Annotated in this window: 14 protein-coding genes and 1 pseudogene; 2 read left to right on the top strand and 13 right to left on the bottom strand. The window is 62.5% G+C overall.

Features of this window, described 5'->3' with window-relative positions; genetic code table 11:
* The 12 genes from tssM to tssA form a co-directional block, all read right to left on the bottom strand.
* Positions 1-1,777: type VI secretion system membrane subunit TssM (gene tssM, locus EN955_RS27755; RefSeq protein ID WP_127223485.1), on the bottom strand; the 1,777-nt coding region annotated here is incomplete at its 3' end.
* 1 nt (position 1,778) lies between these two features.
* Complete coding sequence (icmH, locus tag EN955_RS27750; RefSeq protein WP_024504482.1) at positions 1,779-3,101, bottom strand: type IVB secretion system protein IcmH/DotU; 1,323 nt, start codon at positions 3,099-3,101, stop codon at positions 1,779-1,781.
* A 4-nt stretch (positions 3,102-3,105) separates the two neighbouring features.
* Entirely contained in the window at positions 3,106-4,440 is a 1,335-nt protein-coding gene (tssK, locus tag EN955_RS27745; protein ID WP_013525301.1) for a type VI secretion system baseplate subunit TssK, read from the bottom strand.
* Between the two features lie 40 nt (positions 4,441-4,480).
* Positions 4,481-4,933: a type VI secretion system lipoprotein TssJ gene (gene tssJ, locus EN955_RS27740; RefSeq protein WP_024504481.1), complete on the bottom strand. Its 453-nt coding sequence runs from the start codon at positions 4,931-4,933 to the stop codon at positions 4,481-4,483.
* A 3-nt stretch (positions 4,934-4,936) separates the two neighbouring features.
* Positions 4,937-6,409 carry a type VI secretion system-associated FHA domain protein TagH gene (gene tagH, locus EN955_RS27735; RefSeq protein ID WP_024504480.1) on the bottom strand — a complete coding sequence of 491 codons (1,473 nt, stop codon included), beginning with the start codon at positions 6,407-6,409 and terminating at the stop codon, positions 4,937-4,939.
* Positions 6,406-7,473: a type VI secretion system baseplate subunit TssG gene (gene tssG / locus EN955_RS27730; protein ID WP_024504479.1), complete on the bottom strand. Its 1,068-nt coding sequence runs from the start codon at positions 7,471-7,473 to the stop codon at positions 6,406-6,408. Before tssG ends, tagH begins: the two co-directional genes overlap by 4 nt.
* Complete coding sequence (gene tssF, locus EN955_RS27725) at positions 7,437-9,311, bottom strand: type VI secretion system baseplate subunit TssF (RefSeq protein WP_024504478.1); 1,875 nt, start codon at positions 9,309-9,311, stop codon at positions 7,437-7,439. Before tssF ends, tssG begins: the two co-directional genes overlap by 37 nt.
* A 1-nt stretch (position 9,312) precedes the next feature.
* Positions 9,313-10,068 carry a type VI secretion system baseplate subunit TssE gene (gene tssE / locus EN955_RS27720; RefSeq protein ID WP_013525306.1) on the bottom strand — a complete coding sequence of 252 codons (756 nt, stop codon included), beginning with the start codon at positions 10,066-10,068 and terminating at the stop codon, positions 9,313-9,315.
* Positions 10,055-10,513 (bottom strand): Hcp family type VI secretion system effector, encoded by a 459-nt coding sequence (locus EN955_RS27715; protein WP_013525307.1) that lies wholly within the window; start codon positions 10,511-10,513, stop codon positions 10,055-10,057. Before EN955_RS27715 ends, tssE begins: the two co-directional genes overlap by 14 nt.
* Positions 10,514-10,559: 46 nt before the next feature.
* On the bottom strand, positions 10,560-12,065 hold the full coding sequence (tssC, locus tag EN955_RS27710; protein ID WP_024504477.1) for a type VI secretion system contractile sheath large subunit: 1,506 nt from the start codon (positions 12,063-12,065) through the stop codon (positions 10,560-10,562).
* Positions 12,066-12,067: 2 nt separating this feature from the next.
* Entirely contained in the window at positions 12,068-12,607 is a 540-nt protein-coding gene (gene tssB / locus EN955_RS27705) for a type VI secretion system contractile sheath small subunit (RefSeq protein ID WP_013525309.1), read from the bottom strand.
* 6 nt (positions 12,608-12,613) lie between these two features.
* Entirely contained in the window at positions 12,614-13,786 is a 1,173-nt protein-coding gene (tssA, locus tag EN955_RS27700) for a type VI secretion system protein TssA (protein ID WP_013525310.1), read from the bottom strand.
* Positions 13,787-14,113: 327 nt separating this feature from the next.
* Here tssA and tssH point away from each other — a divergent pair, with 327 nt between their 5' ends.
* Both tssH and EN955_RS34905 read left to right on the top strand, forming a co-directional pair.
* Positions 14,114-16,879, top strand: coding sequence for a type VI secretion system ATPase TssH (gene tssH, locus EN955_RS27695; protein ID WP_024504476.1), 2,766 nt, complete (start codon positions 14,114-14,116; stop codon positions 16,877-16,879).
* 427 nt (positions 16,880-17,306) lie between these two features.
* Positions 17,307-17,558, top strand: a complete 252-nt coding sequence (locus EN955_RS34905; RefSeq protein WP_164753151.1) for a hypothetical protein — start codon at positions 17,307-17,309, stop codon at positions 17,556-17,558.
* Positions 17,559-18,045: 487 nt separating this feature from the next.
* Here the strand turns inward: EN955_RS34905 and EN955_RS35610 are convergent.
* Positions 18,046-18,156: pseudogene (locus EN955_RS35610) on the bottom strand (helix-turn-helix domain-containing protein); the annotation flags it as partial.

Raw genomic sequence — 18,156 nt, 5'->3', positions numbered from 1 at the left:
CTTGGGCGTAATCGGGATCCATCTGAGACAGGCCCGTCATCATGCGATAGGTTTTCAGCGCTCCGAGCATGAAATCCGGGTCGCGGATCTGCCGCCACATCGTCGCCTCGAGCAAGGCGATCATGCGTGGCTCAAGAATATTGCGCAGGGCATGATCGTACGTGTCGGTCTGCGCCCGCACCATTTCCGCGGAGGCCGATGGTCCCAGTAGATCCTGGGCGGCGCCAGGCGGTGCTTTCCGGGCGGTTGCGACCGCGTCCATCGCACCGAGCGCGCCGTCCATGGCGGGCTGCTCCACCGATGCCGGCGTTGCAGCGATGGAGGTCAGCGGCGTCTGCAGCGCTTCGAACTGGCCTGCCTGGGCCGTTATCGCGTTGCGGTTGTCAAAATAGGACCAGGTGAACAACCCGCCGGCCAACAATGCCGCCGCCGCGCAAGCGGCTGCCGCACCCCGCCAGATCCAGGCGCGGCGCCGTTGCGCCAGCGGATCGAACGTGCCGAGGCCCGCTTCCTTGAAGATGACTTCGGTCAGCAGGTTCTTCAGGAAGAAGCTGCGTTTTTCGACCCTTGGTGCGGGCAGCGCCCGTCGCGGCGGCAGGCCGAAGGACGAAGACAGCGCCGCGGTCAGCCGGTCGATGGGCGCTCCTTCCTGCGTCGCCGATGTCAGATAGAGCCCGCGCAACCACGCGACCTCTTCATACCGGCTTTCGCCGAACATTGCCTCGACCAGCACCTGTATCGGTTCGGACAGGCTTGCCAGTTGGGCGGGAAAGCGGAAAATCTCGGCACGGGCGGCGAGTTTGTCCTCATCTTCCAGCCGCGGCACCAGCCTCCGCTCAAGTTCCGTCGCCAGCGCGGAAATTTCCCGTTCAATGGTCTTCGCATCGACACGCGCTTCCAGCGCGAAGGTGGTCCCCCATACCTGCTCGCGCGAAGCCGTGGACAAGCCGCCGAAGAAAGCCTCGAAACCCTTGATCAGATCGGCCTTGGTCAGCATCAGATAGACCGGAAGGCGGATTTCGAGCCGGTCGTTGAGTTCGGCCAACCGGCGGCGGATCTTGCGGCCGTGCGCCTTGATGGCTTCATCGCCCTCCCAAAGCACGTCGATCGAAAGCGCGACGATTACGCCATTCAGCGCGCGGCGTCCGCGGTGCTTTTTCAACAGGTCGAGGAAGCCCAGCCATTCAACCGCGTCCACATCGGGCTGGCTCTCCTGCTGGACATAACGGCCGGCGGTGTCGATCAGAACCGCATGTTCGGAAAAGAACCAGTCGCAGTTGCGCGTGCCGCCGACCCCCTGCAGGTCCTCGGTGAGGTCGATCGGAAAATTCAGCCCGGACTGCCGCAAGGCCGTGGTCTTGCCGGTGGCCGGCGGCCCGACGATCACATACCATGGCATTTCGCGCAGAAACTTTCGTCCGCCCAGCTTGCGGCGCTTCAGTTCGGCCATCACCTCGGCGAACTTGGCACCGACGGCCGCGACATTCTCTTCGCCGGGTCTGAGCGGCTTTTCCACCACCGGCGCGGCAATCTCGGCGACGAACATGCGGTTGGCGCGGATCGCCCGGCGCTGGGCGACGATCAGCCAGGTCAGCCAGAAGATGACCAGCAGCGCAATGATGACGATGCGCACGTTATCAGAGGCGAACGGTTCATAGGGACCGACCCTGACGATCGGACCGAACACCCAGATGACCAGGGAAAGCAGCGTGAGGCCGATCAGCGTCCATAGCCAGCGTGATGTCAGGACAGCCCAAAGGAAGCGCAGGATGAACATCTCACAGCCTCTTTTCGACAAGCACCTCGACGCGGCGGTTCAAGGCCCGCCCCTCGCGCGTGCTGTCGGTGGCGACTGGATCGGTGGCCGCGCGGCCCTCGGAATGGACGCGATCCCGCGGCACTCCGTTCTGGACCAGCATGTCGGCAATCGTCTGGGCGCGAGCCTCCGACAGTCGCTGGTTGGTCGACAGCGGATTGGTCTTTTGCAGGGGAACGCTGTCGGTATGACCGACGACGGTGATGTTTCCGATCAGCTCCTGGTTGGCGAGGATCACCTTGGCGAGCGACCCGATCAGGGGCTCGAAGCCTTCGGTCAGTTGTGGCCGTGACGACTGGAACAGTTCGGGATTGGAGGCCTGGATCGTCAGCTTGGCCAGCGAAACGCTTTCGGTGCCGCTGAGGGCGGATCTGAGGTCGGCGGGCGCCCCGGCCTGAAATTCCGGCAACAGCGCAAAATCCACCTTCTCCGGCGGCGGGGCATCGACTTTGGGCGACGTGCGGGTGATGTCGCCGCGCGCGGGCGGCGGCAGCGCGCGAACAAGTGCGGAGAGCTCGACCGCCTGGCTGCTCAGTGCCATCGAGAGCCCGACATGGATTGTCATGGCTGCAACCGCCGCACCGAGCGCCATGACCCAGATCGGAACGATGAAGCGCTGCGGCTCGTCAGATGCGATCACGCCTTTCCAGTTTGGCGACAGTGGCGCGCCTTCGGCGTCGGCATCGCGTAGGAAGCGTGCCGCCGCCACGCGAACGGCATTGAGCGAGCGGTCGCCGGATCGGGCCGACACACGATATTTGCCACGAAAGCCAAGCGCCATGCATTGATACTGCAGTTCCAGCAATTCGCGATCACGGTTGGGATGGCGCTCGAGTTCGTCGAGACGGGTGAAGAACTGCGTGCCGGCATCGACATCGCCGCGCAGCATGACCACAAGCGGCTGCCGCGGCCAGGCGCTGGCACCGCCCCATGGCGTGTTCAGGGCCAGATCGTCGAGCAACGCCGCCACCACCCAGGCCGCCTGGTCGGCGCGCTCCATTGAGGATCCGACCGACATAGCCGTGTCGCGTGCCCGGACCAGTTCTTCGAGCAATCGGGTACGCAATGTTTCCGGATTGTCCGGCGGCAGCGCACTTTCAAGCTCGGGACCGAATTCGAGCAAGGGCGCAAATGCGTTGACGAGTGCGTTCGGATGGGTGCGGGAGCGCTTTACCGACGCGCTCGGCAAAGGTGGCGCCATCGGCCGCGGCATCGGCGCGCCGGTCAATCGAATGCGGGTGCGTTCGCGATCCTCCGACAGTCCGAACGGATCATCGCGGCTCATGATCTCACCTGTTCACCGAATAGCAGTCCACCTGCGGCTCGCTTGGCAACACGCCCGAAACGCCGATGACGAAGCCGGGAGCGTCGAGCAGCGACGCCCAGTGCTCACTTTTCTGGTCCAGTTCCAGACATAACCGATCGCCATCGTAAGGAATCTCGCGCGGCTGGGAATGAAGCGGTTTCAGCGGAATGCCGGGCAAGCGCGATTTCCACAGGCCCTCGAACTGGTCGGCCGAGCCGACGGTTGCCTGATTGACGAATATCTTGCGCAGCGCGTCTTCCGACAACTCCGAACCGACCCGGATGACGATCCGGCTGGCCACCAGCAGCTTCGGATTGTCGATACGGATCTTCCAGACATTGGTCGAATGCCGCATGACAGGCAGCGCACGCGATTTCGGCTCGATGTAACGCAGGCTGAGGATGAGCGAGCGCAGCGCATCCGCCAGCGCCGAATAGGCGGGGCCAGGCGCCATGTGATCGTAGGCGGGCAACTCGCCCAGCCGCCGCGCGCTCGATCCGTAGGTCGCCATCGAACCGGCGAGACCGGCAAGTTCCAGGTAAAGCTCGGCTGGATGGAACACATCCTGAGCCAGCATGTGGGCCAGCCGCGGACGTGCCGCATTGGCGAGATTGAGCATCAGCAAATCTTCGACGCTGCGCCCAGGTCCGCCCATGACCATCTTGCCATGCGCCTCGGCGATCTGGTCGAGGCCGGTGACAACTTCCAGCAGCAATTGCCGGTACCAGGCCACGGCGCCCGTAACCAAGGTCGGTGGCAGGAAGGTCTCGTCCAGGGAGACGCCGCCATCGGCTCGAATCCCCTTGAGGTCGGCTATCGGCAAGGCCGTGTAGCCACCGACCGACTTGCCGGGTGCGAGCAGCAGCGCCTGCGGCCGGGCAATTTCGATTTCTTCAGGGTCTGAACCGCCCTGGACGGCGTCACGCACCGAAACGATCCGCCCATGATATCGCGCACCCGAGGCGGCAGCGTGTGCCGGATCGAAGCCGACACCGCCCGGAGGCTCCAGCGGCAAGGCGATCAGCACCGGTCCGGCGCCCGTGTCAGGGGTGACCGGCAGCGGTCGCGGCGCATCCATCATGTCCGGGATGGAAAAAGGTGTCCCATCCGGAAAGATGCCCCGCGCGGACAGGATCGAGATCTGGCCGGCTTCCAGCAACGCCTGGTCCAGTGTCAGCTGTTGGAAACCGAACGTATGCAATTGCCCGGCCTGCAACGCGCCGCGCACCGTCGCCTCGAAAAAGCGATCCTGCTGCTGGAAATGCTGGGTCCGCAGGAAAAGCCCTTCGGACCATAGCACCCTGTTTGCATTGCTCATGCCGCTACTCTCTGCATCGAGCTCCCCTTGCCCTTTGCCGCTAGGCGGAAATGCCGCCGCTGCCAAGCGTGACGTTGATCGTGAATTTCGATCCCGACGACACCGACTTAGTTGTCCGCCAGTTCCGGCCGCCGGGCTCGCGGATCAGAGCAACAAAGCCCAGCGCCGTCGCGTCCGGCTCGACCGTGATGGTTTTGGATGCGGATTTTCCCGGCCCGACGGAAATCTGGTCGGATCCGATGAGATCGCCCGCCAGCGCCGTGCCGGCATCCCCCTGCAGCGCGAAATAGTCGGCGGAATTGAATTTGCCGGTGCTTTTCAGCCGCATCACCAGGATCGTTACCGGCCGGTCGCCGCCGCCTGGTCCCGGGTTCATGCCAGCACCGCCGTTTACGTTGACGGTGATCACCGATGGTTTCGGCGGACCACTCTGGCAAGCCGCAAGCAACCCTGTCGCGCCCAAGGCAACAACAAATTCACGTCGATCAATCATCTCTCACTCCTCCTCATATGCATCTCGAAAATCAGCGCCGATTTCGCCAAGGAAGCTCTTTTCAGCACTCTCGGCGATTTCACGATGGCGCTTCTGGTAAAGTTCCCACAGCTTGGCGCCCCGCCCCCCAGAGAGAAGGGTTCCGATCGCGGAATTCGTTTTCAGCTCTTCCTCGATCACTACCGGGTCAAAACGGTCGATCATCCGCCGCATGGCGGTCTGTATGCCTCGCCAGGCGCGTACGTGATGTTGCGCGAGATCGCGCACCGCATCGGTGATTGCCGCTTCACCGCCGAGAAATCCTGGGCTGCGCTCAGCGATAAGCGTTATGATGGCGTCGTCGACGGTCGGCAGGAACTTGAGCGGATTGACTTCGGAGGCCCCGACCATGGTCTGCGCGACGCGCGCGTTTCCCTTTTCCTCGGCCCGCTTGCGCAGAAGCTGCATCAGACCTTCCATCATCATCCGGTATTCGCGACCGAACTTCTCCATTTCCGCGATGCTGTCGCGTCCGGGGAAATCGGCTTCCTCGACACCCATGCCATGCAGGAATGCGGCGCGAAGCGCCATCTCCTCCGGCCGCGCCGCACCCAGCGCCGGGGCGGCTTTGGGAGCAGCACCCACACGTGGTGAAGCAGGGGTAGCTGCGGGCTGCACCGGCAAATCCCAGGGATTGGCTGATTGGGATCGCTGGGCGATGCGCTCGCGCTGTTCGATCGAACTGGCGCCGTTCGCCGAACTGAGCGTGGCGGCTGGTCCGAAAGCAAAGTCATCATGGGTTCCGGACGGCTTGTCACGGGCGGCTTGGGCTGCGCGGTCGGGGGACGGTACCGCGTCGAGGCTGAACGGGTCCGCTTGGCTCGCCGCGCCGCCCGGTTCGCGATAAGGGGCGGGATTTTTCGACACCGGCGTCGAAACCGGATCGAGGCTGAACGGGTCATCGAAAGCGGCCGAGTGGCGCTGGTCGGAGTTGGCACGTTCGAATGCACCCGCAACCGGCTGCTCGAAAGGGTTCGGCAGATCGGCCGGACGTGGCCGTCGCGGCTCTTCTTCGACCTTGGCGGAAAAGAAGTCATCGCGACCGATGCTCACCGGGGCCCGGGATGCTGGCGGCGCGCGTTCCGAAACCGGCTGGCTGGCCGCTGGTGCTTGAGTGGCTGGCGTTTGCAGGTCGACATGGACGACGTAGTCGCCCAATCTCAGCCGCATGCCACTTTGAAGGCGCGTCGACTTGCCGGCACCGAGCGGGCTGTCGGAGTCGTTTATGAACAATCCGCTGCTCGACGTGTCGGTGACGAAATATCCATCTCGCCCGCCAGAGATCTTGCAATGTGCCCTTGAAACGAACATGTCGGGATCGTTGATCTGCCAACCCGCGTCCGCGCTGCGGCCGATCACCAGCTCACCCTCGTCAAGCCGGGCCTGCCGCACCGCCTGGGTGCGTGGCCCTTGCTCCAGTGTCAGCAGCAGGCTCATGCCGCGACCCCCGTCATTTCCGGCCGCCATCCGACGATTGTCCGCAGCCGCATGTCGTCAGCATCGCCCCTTTCGATGGGTCGCGCAAGCCAGGCGGTCCGCCCGAGCCGAACCGCTCCGATTTGGGGCGGCGGTACGGCTTCACGCGCAAGCACGATGCGCAGATCGACGTCGAGCGACTCCCCGACCATGTCGCGAACGGCCTGCTTGAACAGCTTGAGCCGCTCGCCGCCAGGCAGGAACGCCTTGAACTCCTCATACCCCAGCGGGCCGACACGCAGTTCGATCCTGCTTTGGCGGCTGAAAACGCGTGGGCCGATCGTCGCGCCCTTGCCGAGCCCTGCAAAGGCCTTTGCAAGACGGGTCTGGAGACCGGTTGGTACTGTTATCCAGGCGGAGATGAACTCCTTGATCTGTACCGGCGCCTTGAACGCTTCCGCCAGGAACAGCGTCAGCCGTTCCGGGCCGTCGACCTGATTGGCCAGCGAAGCCGCCTGGCGAAGCTTCACCGTATCGAGATTGGGGTCCTGCGTGCCGGGAAGTCCGATCCCGGCCATGGCTTCAAGCATGGCGCGAACGCGCCCGCCGACCGCGCGTTCGGCCTGCACGGCCGGGTGCGCATCCGCCCACGCCCGATAGTAGAGGGCGATCATACGGTGCTGCAGAATGTTGACGAAGTCGACGAACGTCGTGTCGCTGGTCAGTTGTGCCTCGGCGCCGGCGAACCAGCGTTGCGAGAGCCGGTCGAGCACCCAGCGCGTCAGATGCAGCGGCATTGGACCCTCGGGTCCCAGCAGACCAAAATTTGCCACCGTGACCCGGGCCGGTGCCGCATCGCGGGCTTCGCGGAACACAACCAGGTCCCGTGCGGAAAAGGCGAGGCGTACATGCTGGCCGAGCCGTGCCGGCTCACGGTCGGGACGGCCGGAATGGCCGAACAGACCGTTCCGTTGTTCGAGGCGGCGCAGCAGTTCGAAAAAGTCGAACGTCTCGGACAGACCTTCGGCCCTGTTCGGGCCGGGCGTGTCTAGATCAGGTAGCGATTGCCGGGCGTCATCGGCCATGGCACATCCTCCTGCTTCTGCAGCAGCCGCGTGCGAGTTCGCACGAAGCCGTTTATCCCGGCGTGACGAGCAAACAACCGCGCCAGCAAGGCCGAAAGCAGCAAGGTACTTTGGCCGGCCAGGACCGATTGATCAACATGCAACGTGACTTCGGTACCGCGTCCAAAGCACATCGGTCCATCGATTTGCAGACGTTCGATGACCGGCTGCGAGTCGATACGCACGATCGAATGCACATTTCGGGCAAGGCTTGGATCGCCGCGATCGGCATAAAGGTCGAGTAGCGCATGCAGGGGATCGATGCCGCGGCCTTCTTTGGCAAGACTGAGAAAGTTGAGCGCGAGCTGCGCCACCAGCCGCCAGGCGAGATCATCGGCCCGCGATTCCCCGTCGGCCCCAGCAGGCAGTGCCGCAGGAATAGCTGGCTGCGGCGCACGCAAGGCGCCAAGAAGCCTCACGGTTTCGACCGGGTCGCCGGCCTCTAACGTCAACGTCGGATTGTCATCGAGGATCGGCAGATCACGATTGGTGCAAAGCGCCATCACGTCGAGCCGCTTCAGCGGCCGGGTCGCCGGCCTTACGAGCGGCCGGGACACGGCCAGGAAAACGTCATCCCCGGTATAGGACGTTCGCGTCAGGCCTTCGCGGCGCTCCTCCTCCATCGCGCGGCGAGGGCGCCTTTCGGTCGAATAGACCCAACCACTACCGCCGTTCTGACCCAGGCTGAAGAGCTCGGGGATTTCAGCGTCGTTACCTTCCGTGTCGGCGTCCTCGACGCGGATGACCCGGTAGATTTCGAAGTCACGCGCCCGCGTCCGGTCCGCATGCAACACCTGGCGCGTCTTGCGTTCATCGACTTCGACGACGTTGCACTCGCGTTCGAACAGATTGATGATCGGTGTCGCGAAAAGTTCGAAGTCCGCCGGCGTCAGATCGGCCAGCTCGGGAACCGTGCGTTTGAACAGGAAAATGATCTCGAGTCCGGCCGCGCATTGGCGCACGACAGGCTGCAATCCCAAAACCCGTGCATAGTGAAAACGCTCGGGCATCATGAAGTATTCGCGCAGCAACCGGTATCCTTCGAATGTCGGGCGGGTGCGCGGCATCAAGGCCTCGTCGTCGCTGATGCCGATCATCTCGGGTGCCGGCAACGGCGACAGCGGGTTGGTCTTGCCTTCCGGTCGCGCTGCTGTGGCCGCGCAGGCGCCGAAAATCGCATCGAACAGTAGCGGCGCCTTGGTGCGTCCGGCAAAATAGAGGTCAAGCCGGTCGAGAGCCAGTTCGTCGAGCTTGCCTTTTCCGGTCCTGGCCAGCGTGAGGCGGAGCGCCGACTCGCCGCTGACACCGCCGATCGGTCCTATGCCAGCCATCGCCATCGCACTGCGGTCCTGAAAAAAGCTGACCGAAGTGACCGCGATCGGCCATAGAGTCATTTCCTGGGCGGTTGAGAAAATGCAGCGCGTTGACAGGCCTGGCTGCAGGCTGGAAACCAGCCGTGTGTTGCGCTTGACGACGTGGCCGGCCAGCATGGTCTGGACCTGCTGGCCGGGTTTCAGCACCGCCATCGCCGTTGCCGGCGCCGGCGTGACCAGATCGGGATAGAGAACGTCGAGCACACTGCGGGAAAATCGCGAGCGCTCGGCATCGACCTTTAGCCGGGTGCGCGCGGCCAGGAAGGCTACGCCATCGAGCAGGCGCTCGACATATGGGTCCGGACACGGCACCGTATCGAGGGAAAGGTTGCGCGCCACCGCCGGATGCATGTCTGCGAATTCCGATGCAAGAGCGCGGATATGGCTCAGTTCCTCCTCGTAATATTCGACGAAGACCCGATCCATCTCAGGCCTCCCCAATTTCGGTCCGCGCCAAACCGTTGTCGAGATTGATCGTGGTGCGCAGGCGCATGCGTTCGGGAGTCGGGGTCATGATCAGAACGGCGTCTATCTCGATCTTCAGGCCGACGGTGTTGTCGCCAAGCGTGACCGTTACCTTTGTTGCGCTTTCCTTCAGGCGGGGCTCGAAGGTCGCGAGCACCATGCGGATCTCACGTGCCAACACCTCGCGATCGAAGTCGCGCGACGAGCGGCCCGAGAAGGAGGGCACGCCGTAATTGACCACGCTGCGGCGGACCTCCGGGAAATCGGCAAGCGAAGGGGGATTGTCCGCAACCTGTTCATTTTCCAGGTCGGAAAGAAGCGGCGTCGCCTCGAAGCGCTCTGTGTTGAAGAGCGCCTCGATGTCACGCCGTACCGCTTCCCTGAGCACGCGCGCCGATACCACCACGCCACGGCTTTCGATTTCGACGCGGTGCTGGGTCTGAACGGCCAACCGATGCAGACGGCGTTTCTGATCCGGTGTCAGTACCACATCGGCGTCGATGGCACGCGTGCTGCCGGCAACGAGTGTGTCGAGACGGTCCGCGCCAAGCTCGTCGAGCAGGACATGGCGCAGCCCGTCTATTTCCGAGGTCAGGCCCGGCAGATCATTGACGAGACGATCCCAAAGCGACGGCTGGACGGCTTCGCTTTTCGCCCGCAAGCTGCCAGTGGTCTGCTGCATGCCCGCGCCGGGTCGCCGAACCTCACTTGCCGACATAGACATCCATTTCGGCTTCATCATTGCCGTCATAGACGAATTTGATCTTCTTGTAGGCGAAGCTGACCTCTTCCTGGATCAGGTCTTCCTCATCCTCGGCTTGCGACATGTCGTATTCCATGATCGAGGCGTCGGTGAGGGTAACGACCAGGTAATCCTTGGTCTCGCCATCGATGGTCCGGCGGGCCGAGAACACCACCTCATCAAGGGCCTTGTTTTCGAACAAAGCCTTTTTCAGATAGGGCGATGATTTGTCGTAGTGCTTGGTGAATTTGATCATCCCCATAGAGACGCGGCCACGGCGTGACAGCGAATTGGGATCATAAGGTGCGACCATCTTGTAGTCGACGCCATGGATTTCAATCTCGTCATCGTGGCCGTCGCGGGTGCTGGGGCCTTTGATATCGGGAACCTTCAGGAAGCCATCAATCTTCGTAGTCGGCATTGTGTTTCTCCACCGCTTTCAAAAAACCAGGTTGTCGTTGCTGCGATCAAGTCTTAACGGACGGTAGTTCCGAGACCAGTCGGAGCGACGCATTGATGCCCTCCAGCTGGTAATGCGGGCGCAGATAGAAGCGGGCATTATAATAGCCCGGCCGCCCCTCCACGCTGTCCACCTGGACCTCGGCGGCGGCAAGCGGGCGCTTGGCGCGCGCCTTGTCGTCGGCAAAGGCCGGGTTGGCCAGCACGTATCGATTGATCCACTCGGTCAACCAGATCTGCATGTCGGCGCGCTCCTTGAACGAGCCGACCTTGTCGCGCGCGATCGCCTTGAGGTAGTGCGCAAAGCGCGAGACCGGGAACAGGTAGGGCAGGTTGGCGCTCAGCCGCTCGTTCGACTGTGCATCGGGGTCGACCAGCCGCCCCGCCCGCGTTTCGTCGTCCTGCAGCGAGTGTGCTCCGATGAAGGCCGCGAGATCGGTATTCTTCCGGTGCAGGATGGGCATCAAGCCAAGCTTGGCCAGTTCCGCCTCGCGCCGGTCGTCGATGGCGACTTCCGTGGGACATTTCATCGCGATCGAGCCATCATCGGTCGGGAAGCTATGCACCGGCAGGTTGAGCACCGTGCCACCATTCTCGACGCCGCGGATCTGCGTGCCCCAGCCGAAAAGCTTGTGACTGCGGTTGATGTTGACGCCCATCGGGAAGGCGGCGTTCATCCAGACATATTTGTTGTGATCGCCCTCCACCTCTTCCTCGAAGGTGAAACCCTTCACCGGAACGGTATCGGTGCCGTAGGGCAGCCGCGCCAGGACGCGGGGCATGGTCAGGCCGATGTAGCGAGCGTCCTCACTCTCGCGCAACGACTGCCACGAGGCATAGGCGGGGTTGGAGACGATCTGCTGCAGGTCTTGCGGGTTCGGCAGTTCCTGCCAGCTGTCCATGCGAAATAGGCGCGGCGAAGCGGCCGCGATAAACGGCGTATGCGCGGAAGCGCAGATGCCGGAGATGTTGCGCAGCAGGCCGACGTCACGTGGGTGATTGGAGAACTCGTAGGCGCCGATCACGCAGCCGATTGGTTCGCCGCCAAGCATCGAATACTCGTCTGTGTAGACTTTCTTGAAGATCGGGCTCTGGTCCCACATCTGACCTTCATAGTCTTCAAGCGTATCGGCCAGCTGCTCTTTGGAGATGTTCATCACCCGGATCTTCAGCTTCTGATCCGTCTCGGTGTTGTTGACGAGATACCACAGCCCTCGCCATGTGCCTTCCATCTCACGCACTTCCGGCGCGTGCAGGATTTCGTTGACCTGTGTCGTCAGCATCTTGTCAATGCCGGCGATCAGCGACTTGATCGATTTGATGGCATTGGAAGAGATGGTCGTGGTGTCGGAACGGGACTGCGCCGCGAGCGCGAGATTGCGCACGAGCTGTTGCAGCTTCTCGCTGTCGTCCTTCTTGACCTTGAAATCTTTTTCGAGGAGTCCGCTGAATTCATCGAGGTTTATGGCTTCGGCCTCCGCGGCGACTGAGGCGGTCTTTTGCTGTTCGGCCATGATCATTCCCCAACCTTGTCGTCGTCGGCCAGCGCCTGGCTGGCAATCTTGCCAAGAAGCGGTTCGTTGTTCAGAAGCTGCGCGATGCGCTTTTCAGCATCGACACGGCCATCCATGAAGCCGAGCAATTCCTCGAGTTGTCGACGCATCTTGAGGATCTCGGCCAGTTGCGGAACTTGCTCGGCAATCTTGTCGGGGGCGAAATCACCCATCTTGGAAAATGTAAGATCGAGCGCCAGTTCCTCGTCACGCTCCTGGCCCTCGGCCTGCGGCAGCGTGTTCTTCACCCGCGCTTTGACGCGGGGGCCGAGCGCCTCCATGAATTTTGGGAAGCGGTTCGCGTCGGTCTCGACAAAGGAGCGGTCCAGCACCGACTTTGACGCTTCCTTGGTTTGCGAAGCACCGGCAAGGTCGGCCATCACGCCCATGACAAACGGCAGTTCGATCGTCGTCGGGCTGCCGTAGGTTTCCACATCGTAGGCGATCTGCACCCGCGGCGCGCGATTTCGTTCGATGACCTTGGCTTTGCTTTCGGCTGGCATGTGTTGTTACCTTTCATCCTTCTGAGCCGTCTTCTTGGCATCGGGAACGCCGGCCAGCAGCCTGAACTCCTTCAGCCCCGAAGGGGCGAGATCTTCCATCAGTTCAACGAAATCCATGTGCACCATCCGACGGACCCGCCGAGCCAGGTGCGGAATTGGGCTCGACGGTTCGGTACGGTCATAGAAGGCGACGACCAGGTCGAGGCATTTCACCACGTCGTCGCGCGAGGAGATCCGGTCGGGGAGTCCCGTGCTCGAGTCCGCATAGCTTGCCATACTTGCCATAGCATCGGCTCCATGACCGTTTCGAGCAGGCGTTGCCAGTTCCGTCGGCACCGCCTGCGTGGCTGCGCCATTCGTCACCGCGCCGGCCGCTGAATTCCGTTCAAGTGTCGTCAGCAAACGCTGCAGGAACCGTTTTAAGTCCGGAACGGGAGTGCCGCTGCCCTCGAGACGAGCGTTGAGCGCAGTCTCGAGCGCATCCAGTGCCGTGATCGTCGCCCGGGCGTCGGCGATGAGCTGGACCATCTCCGCATTGGCCTGATCGATCTGTGCCGCACATGCGGCACGCACCCGATTCAAGAGTTGTCCGTGCGCACTGACCAGCTGCGCTTTTTCCGCCGCATTCAGCCCCGAGGCGGCTTCCTGGAGCATGACGCGATCGTCGAGCGCACCCTTCTCCAGGTCCTTGCCCTGAACCGGGCCGATTGCGCGCGGCGCGAAGAACGTCATTTGCCGCAGATTCGCCAACAACCCGTCCTGACCATTCTGCAGGTCGATCAGCGCGTTGATACGGCGCAAGGCGGCATCGCGCGGCGAAGCGTTGGGCCGCATAGCCGGATGCATGGTGTCCCAATGCTGATCGAAGGTCTGCGCGATCAGCGTCAGACCTTGCGCCAATCCGGCCAGCCCGTCTTCATTGGCCAGCGCGCGCGTGACGATGACAAGCAGGCGCAAGTCCCTGCCATGCGCGCGCAATTCCTCCGCCTTTGCGAGCACAGCGGGCCAGTCGACTGGAATCGTGCTTTGCGAGCCGGCCTTATTGTTGCCGTCGTGGACGACCTTGAGTTGGGCTTCGGTCAGGCGCTCCAACTCATGGAAAGCCGGGTCGTTGCGCAAATCTTCCCCGGACGGATTCTCACCGTCTAGCGAAGAAAGCCAGAGTGCGAGATCAATCACACCAACCCCCAGCGAAGGCCCTCAAACCTTATGTGACCTTACGTTATCACACCGGTGCACTTTACCACAATTCAACGAGTGCTCCAAAATTAACAGAAGCTGAACACCGCCATGAGTACCGAACTCCGTGGCGCAATTGTCAATCCGTATGAGAAATGCATCGCGCAGGGCGCGCAATTCCGCTGTTGTTTGCAGCCGGTGGTGCAAGACTTCCACAATACGAGGAAGCTGGCTGAACCAGGCATTGAGGCCTCGTCCACAACGCACTTTGTCAAGTGGCGGCATCTGTGGCAGTTTATCGGCTGGCAGATTGCAGGAGCACGTTCGATGGAACAGCGCCGGTCGTCGCAGAGCTTCAAGCGTAAGGAACTGGTCGGCAAGCTTGATCCTGTCGGGGTGCGCGCCTTCAAGGCCGCGGCCGATAGCGCCAAGCTGCGCGGCAATCCTTACGTCGAACTCGTTCACTTCATCGAGCAGCTGGTGCTTTCCGACCGCTCCGATGTGCAAATGATAATCGCCGATGCGGGACTGGATGCCAGCCGGCTCACGGCAGATATGACCCGTGCCGTCGACAAGTTGCCCTATGGCGCAACCTCGATCGAGGAATTCTCCGATCATATCTTCCATGCAATCCAGGAAGCCTGGAACCTCGCGACGCTGGAGTTCGGCGTCGAGGAAGTCCGCAGCGCCCATATTCTGCTTTCCTGCCTGAAAACCCCGGTTCTGGAAGGCCTGCTGTCGAAGATCAGCGGCGAGTTCGACAAGATCGACGCCGATGCGGTTGTCGCGCGGTTCGCCGATGTCGTGGAAGGTTCGCTCGAAGGCGGCGCAGCCATCGCGGTTCCCGCGGCTGAAACGCCGAAGCGGACCATGGGCGGAGATTCGGCCTTGGCGAAATTCGCCACCGATCTGACCCAACGCGCCCGCGAGGGCAAGATCGATCCGGTCGTCGGCCGCGATCCGGAGATCCGGCAGATAGTCGACATCCTGATGCGGCGTCGGCAAAACAACCCGATCCTGACCGGCGAGGCCGGGGTCGGCAAGACGGCGGTCGTTGAGGGCTTTGCCTTGCGTATCGCTCAGGGCGATGTGCCGCCCACGCTGCAAGGCGTCAGCGTGCGCATGCTCGATGTCGGATTGATGCAGGCGGGCGCCAGCGTGAAGGGCGAATTCGAAAAACGGCTGAAGGCTGTGATCGACGAGGTTCAATCGTCCGAAACGCCGGTCATCCTGTTCATCGACGAGGCCCACACCTTGATTGGCGCCGGCGGTGCTGCCGGAACCGGTGATGCCGCCAATCTCTTGAAGCCGGCGCTGGCACGGGGCGAACTTCGCACCATCGCCGCAACGACCTGGGCCGAATATAAGCAGCACATCGAGAAAGACCCGGCGCTGACCCGCCGTTTCCAGGTGGTCAAGATCGACGAGCCGTCGGAGGCGGTGGCCGTTCTGATGTTGCGCGGGGTGGCAGGGGTTCTGGAGCAACACCACAAGGTGCAGATACTCGACGAGGCGATCGAGGCAGCAGTCGGCCTGTCGCATCGCTACATCCCGGCACGGCAACTGCCTGACAAGGCGGTGAGCCTCCTCGACACCGCCTGCGCCCGTGTCGCCATATCGCAGCATGCTACGCCAGCCGAGGTCGAGGACATCATGCGCCGCCGCCAGGCTCTGGAGGTCGAGCGCGGCATCATCGGGCGCGAGGCCGCGATCGGCATCGAGGTGGCTGAACGGCAGGCGCGCGTCGACACCGGGCTTGCCGAAAGCGAGATCACCCTGGCTGCGGCGCAGCAGCGTTGGGATCGTGAAAAGGTGCTCGTCGCCGAGATACTCGAACTGCGCGCCAGGCTGCGCGGCGAGGGTGTGGCGCTCGATGCGGCCACCGTTGGGGCCGATGCCGAACCGGCAGCGGCGAACGCAGAAAAGACCAAGGTAGCGGAGTCGTCAGAGACTGAGCCGCCCAAGGCCGCCCAGACGGACGCGGAGACACAGGCCGCTGCCGATCCTGCCGCCGATCTCGCCCGATTGCGCGCACTGATGGCCGAATTGGCAGCGGCACAAGGCGAGACACCGCTGATTCTGCCCTCGGTTGACCGCAATGCAGTGGCCGCCGTGGTCCAGGACTGGACCGGGATCCCGACCGGACGGATGCTGTCCAGCCAGACCGAAAAGGCGCTCAAGCTCGCCGCCACGCTTTCGGAACGGGTCGTCGGCCAGGATCACGCCATGGAGATGATCGCCAAACGCGTGCAGACCAGCCGCGCCGGGCTTGGCGCGCCTGAAAAGCCGGTCGGGGTCTTCCTGCTTTGCGGCCCCTCGGGCGTCGGCAAGACCGAAACGGCATTGGCGCTGGCCGAAACGCTTTACGGTGGCGAGCAGAACCTGATCTCCATCAACATGTCCGAGTTCCAGGAGGCGCACACCGTCTCGACACTGAAGGGCGCACCGCCCGGCTATGTCGGCTACGGCAAGGGCGGCATCCTGACCGAAGCGGTGCGCAGAAAACCCTATTCGGTGATCCTGCTCGACGAGGTCGAGAAGGCGCATCCCGACGTCCACGAAATCTTCTTCCAGGTCTTCGACAAGGGCATGATGGACGACAGCGAGGGCCGCCGGATCGATTTCAAGAACACCCTGATCCTGCTCACCTCGAATGTCGGCTCCGAAGTTATCATGGACCGCACAAAGAATGGCACGCTGCGGACCGGGCTCGACGATCTGGATACCGCCTTGCGCAGCCCATTGCTGAAGGTCTTCCCGGCTGCCTTCCTTGGCCGGGTGGTGACCATTCCTTACTATCCGCTCTCTGATTCGATGATCGAAGCGATCACTGGCCACCAGTTCGCCAAGATCGCTCGCCGGTTGCGGGCAACCAACGATGCGGAACTGGTGATCGGCGACGGTGTCATGGATCTGGTCAAGGCCCGCTGCACCGAGATCGAATCCGGCGGGCGGATGATCGATGCCATCCTGACCAACACGCTGCTGCCGGAACTGAGCCGCGGCGTGCTTAACCGGTCGCTCGAGGGCGAAAAGATGACCAAAGTCACCGTCGGCGCCTCCAAGGAAGGTTTCACTTATTCCTTCGAGTAGGTTCTGATCGTGTAGAACCTCGTCGCCCTCGGCTGCCGGCCCGCTATTCGCGATCCCCCGTGGCGCCGCAATTCGAGAGGTGGCGGTCTTGCCCGTGCGCGAGAACGACGTGCGCAGCCGGTAGCGGATCGTCCACGACAGCCCCGGCCCGCCGGTAGCATCGACGATCGTCCATCTATTGAAGGTTACCGACTGTCCCGCGCATTTCCAGCTGCGGGGACGCCTGGGCTTGAAAGAAGCTCACTGGCTTATCCGATGTCGCCCAGACGCAAATTCCGCAGGCAATCCCGAAGGAGATCAACAGGGCGGGCGAGATGGGTAAGCGGTGCAGGGATTGGCTGGGCCTCTTTGTTGCAGACCCGCCCAAAACCTCCTGCAACCGGATCGGTTCGACATAAAATATTTACCGTGTTGGCATGGTTTACGAATGGTTTCGCGGGCCATCCACCTCATGGCCGCTTTGGCTTTGGCCGGACCGGTTAAGGTTGAGCCGGATGATTTGACCGGCTGCGAAACTCCTCGCAAATTCCTCGTTGTCGAAAAGCTGTTGGGTGGTCAGGCCATCCTCGATGATCTGCACCGCCCATTGGCCGTCTATGTGTTCTACCCGAACACCGTCCTTCTGATCGTCGCCCACGCCCGCACTCCCACACAACGATGTGCGAAAAAAACCATGTGATCGGCAATCCAGCAAGTCACAAAACCGTACGAATCCGGCCGCTGGTTAACTTTGTAAAAGCGTCGAAATTTTCGCAAATGCCCGCACCCGCAGGAAACCAATTTTGGAAGGCCCGTAGCTCTCACGGCCGCAGCCCGATCATCATCGATCCAGAGAAGCTGTGGACGGCATGTTGCGAGTACTTCGAATGGGTCGACGCGCACCCGCTCTATGAGGCCAAGCCCTTTGCGTATCAGGGCGAGGTGAAGATAGAGAACGTGGCGAAGATGCGCGCCATGACGATTTCACCAGCCAGGTCGAGGAAATCATCCGCACCCAGAAGTTCGAATCGGAACTCACCGGCAAAGACGGCGAACCGTTGCCGCTGGTCCCCGTGGTCAATGTCACAGTCCGCAGTTCTTGACCTGGAGCTGCATCCCAAGCAGGGGATAGCATACAACACCGAAGCGACCGAAACGCTGTATGGTGGCGCGGCCGGCGGCGGCGGCTCCTCATCATGGCGCCGATTGCTCGGTCGGCCGCGCTCCTTCGACACCAGCCCGCCGGCGCCGTCCTGGTCATAGGCTTGCAACAGCCGGTGAACCTGACTGCGGCTGAG

This window comes from Mesorhizobium sp. M7A.F.Ca.CA.001.04.2.1 (assembly GCF_003998485.1).
GTDB lineage: Bacteria > Pseudomonadota > Alphaproteobacteria > Rhizobiales > Rhizobiaceae > Mesorhizobium > Mesorhizobium ciceri.
Note: the sequence above shows the minus strand (reverse complement) of the source record. Positions and strands in the feature narration are given on the sequence as shown.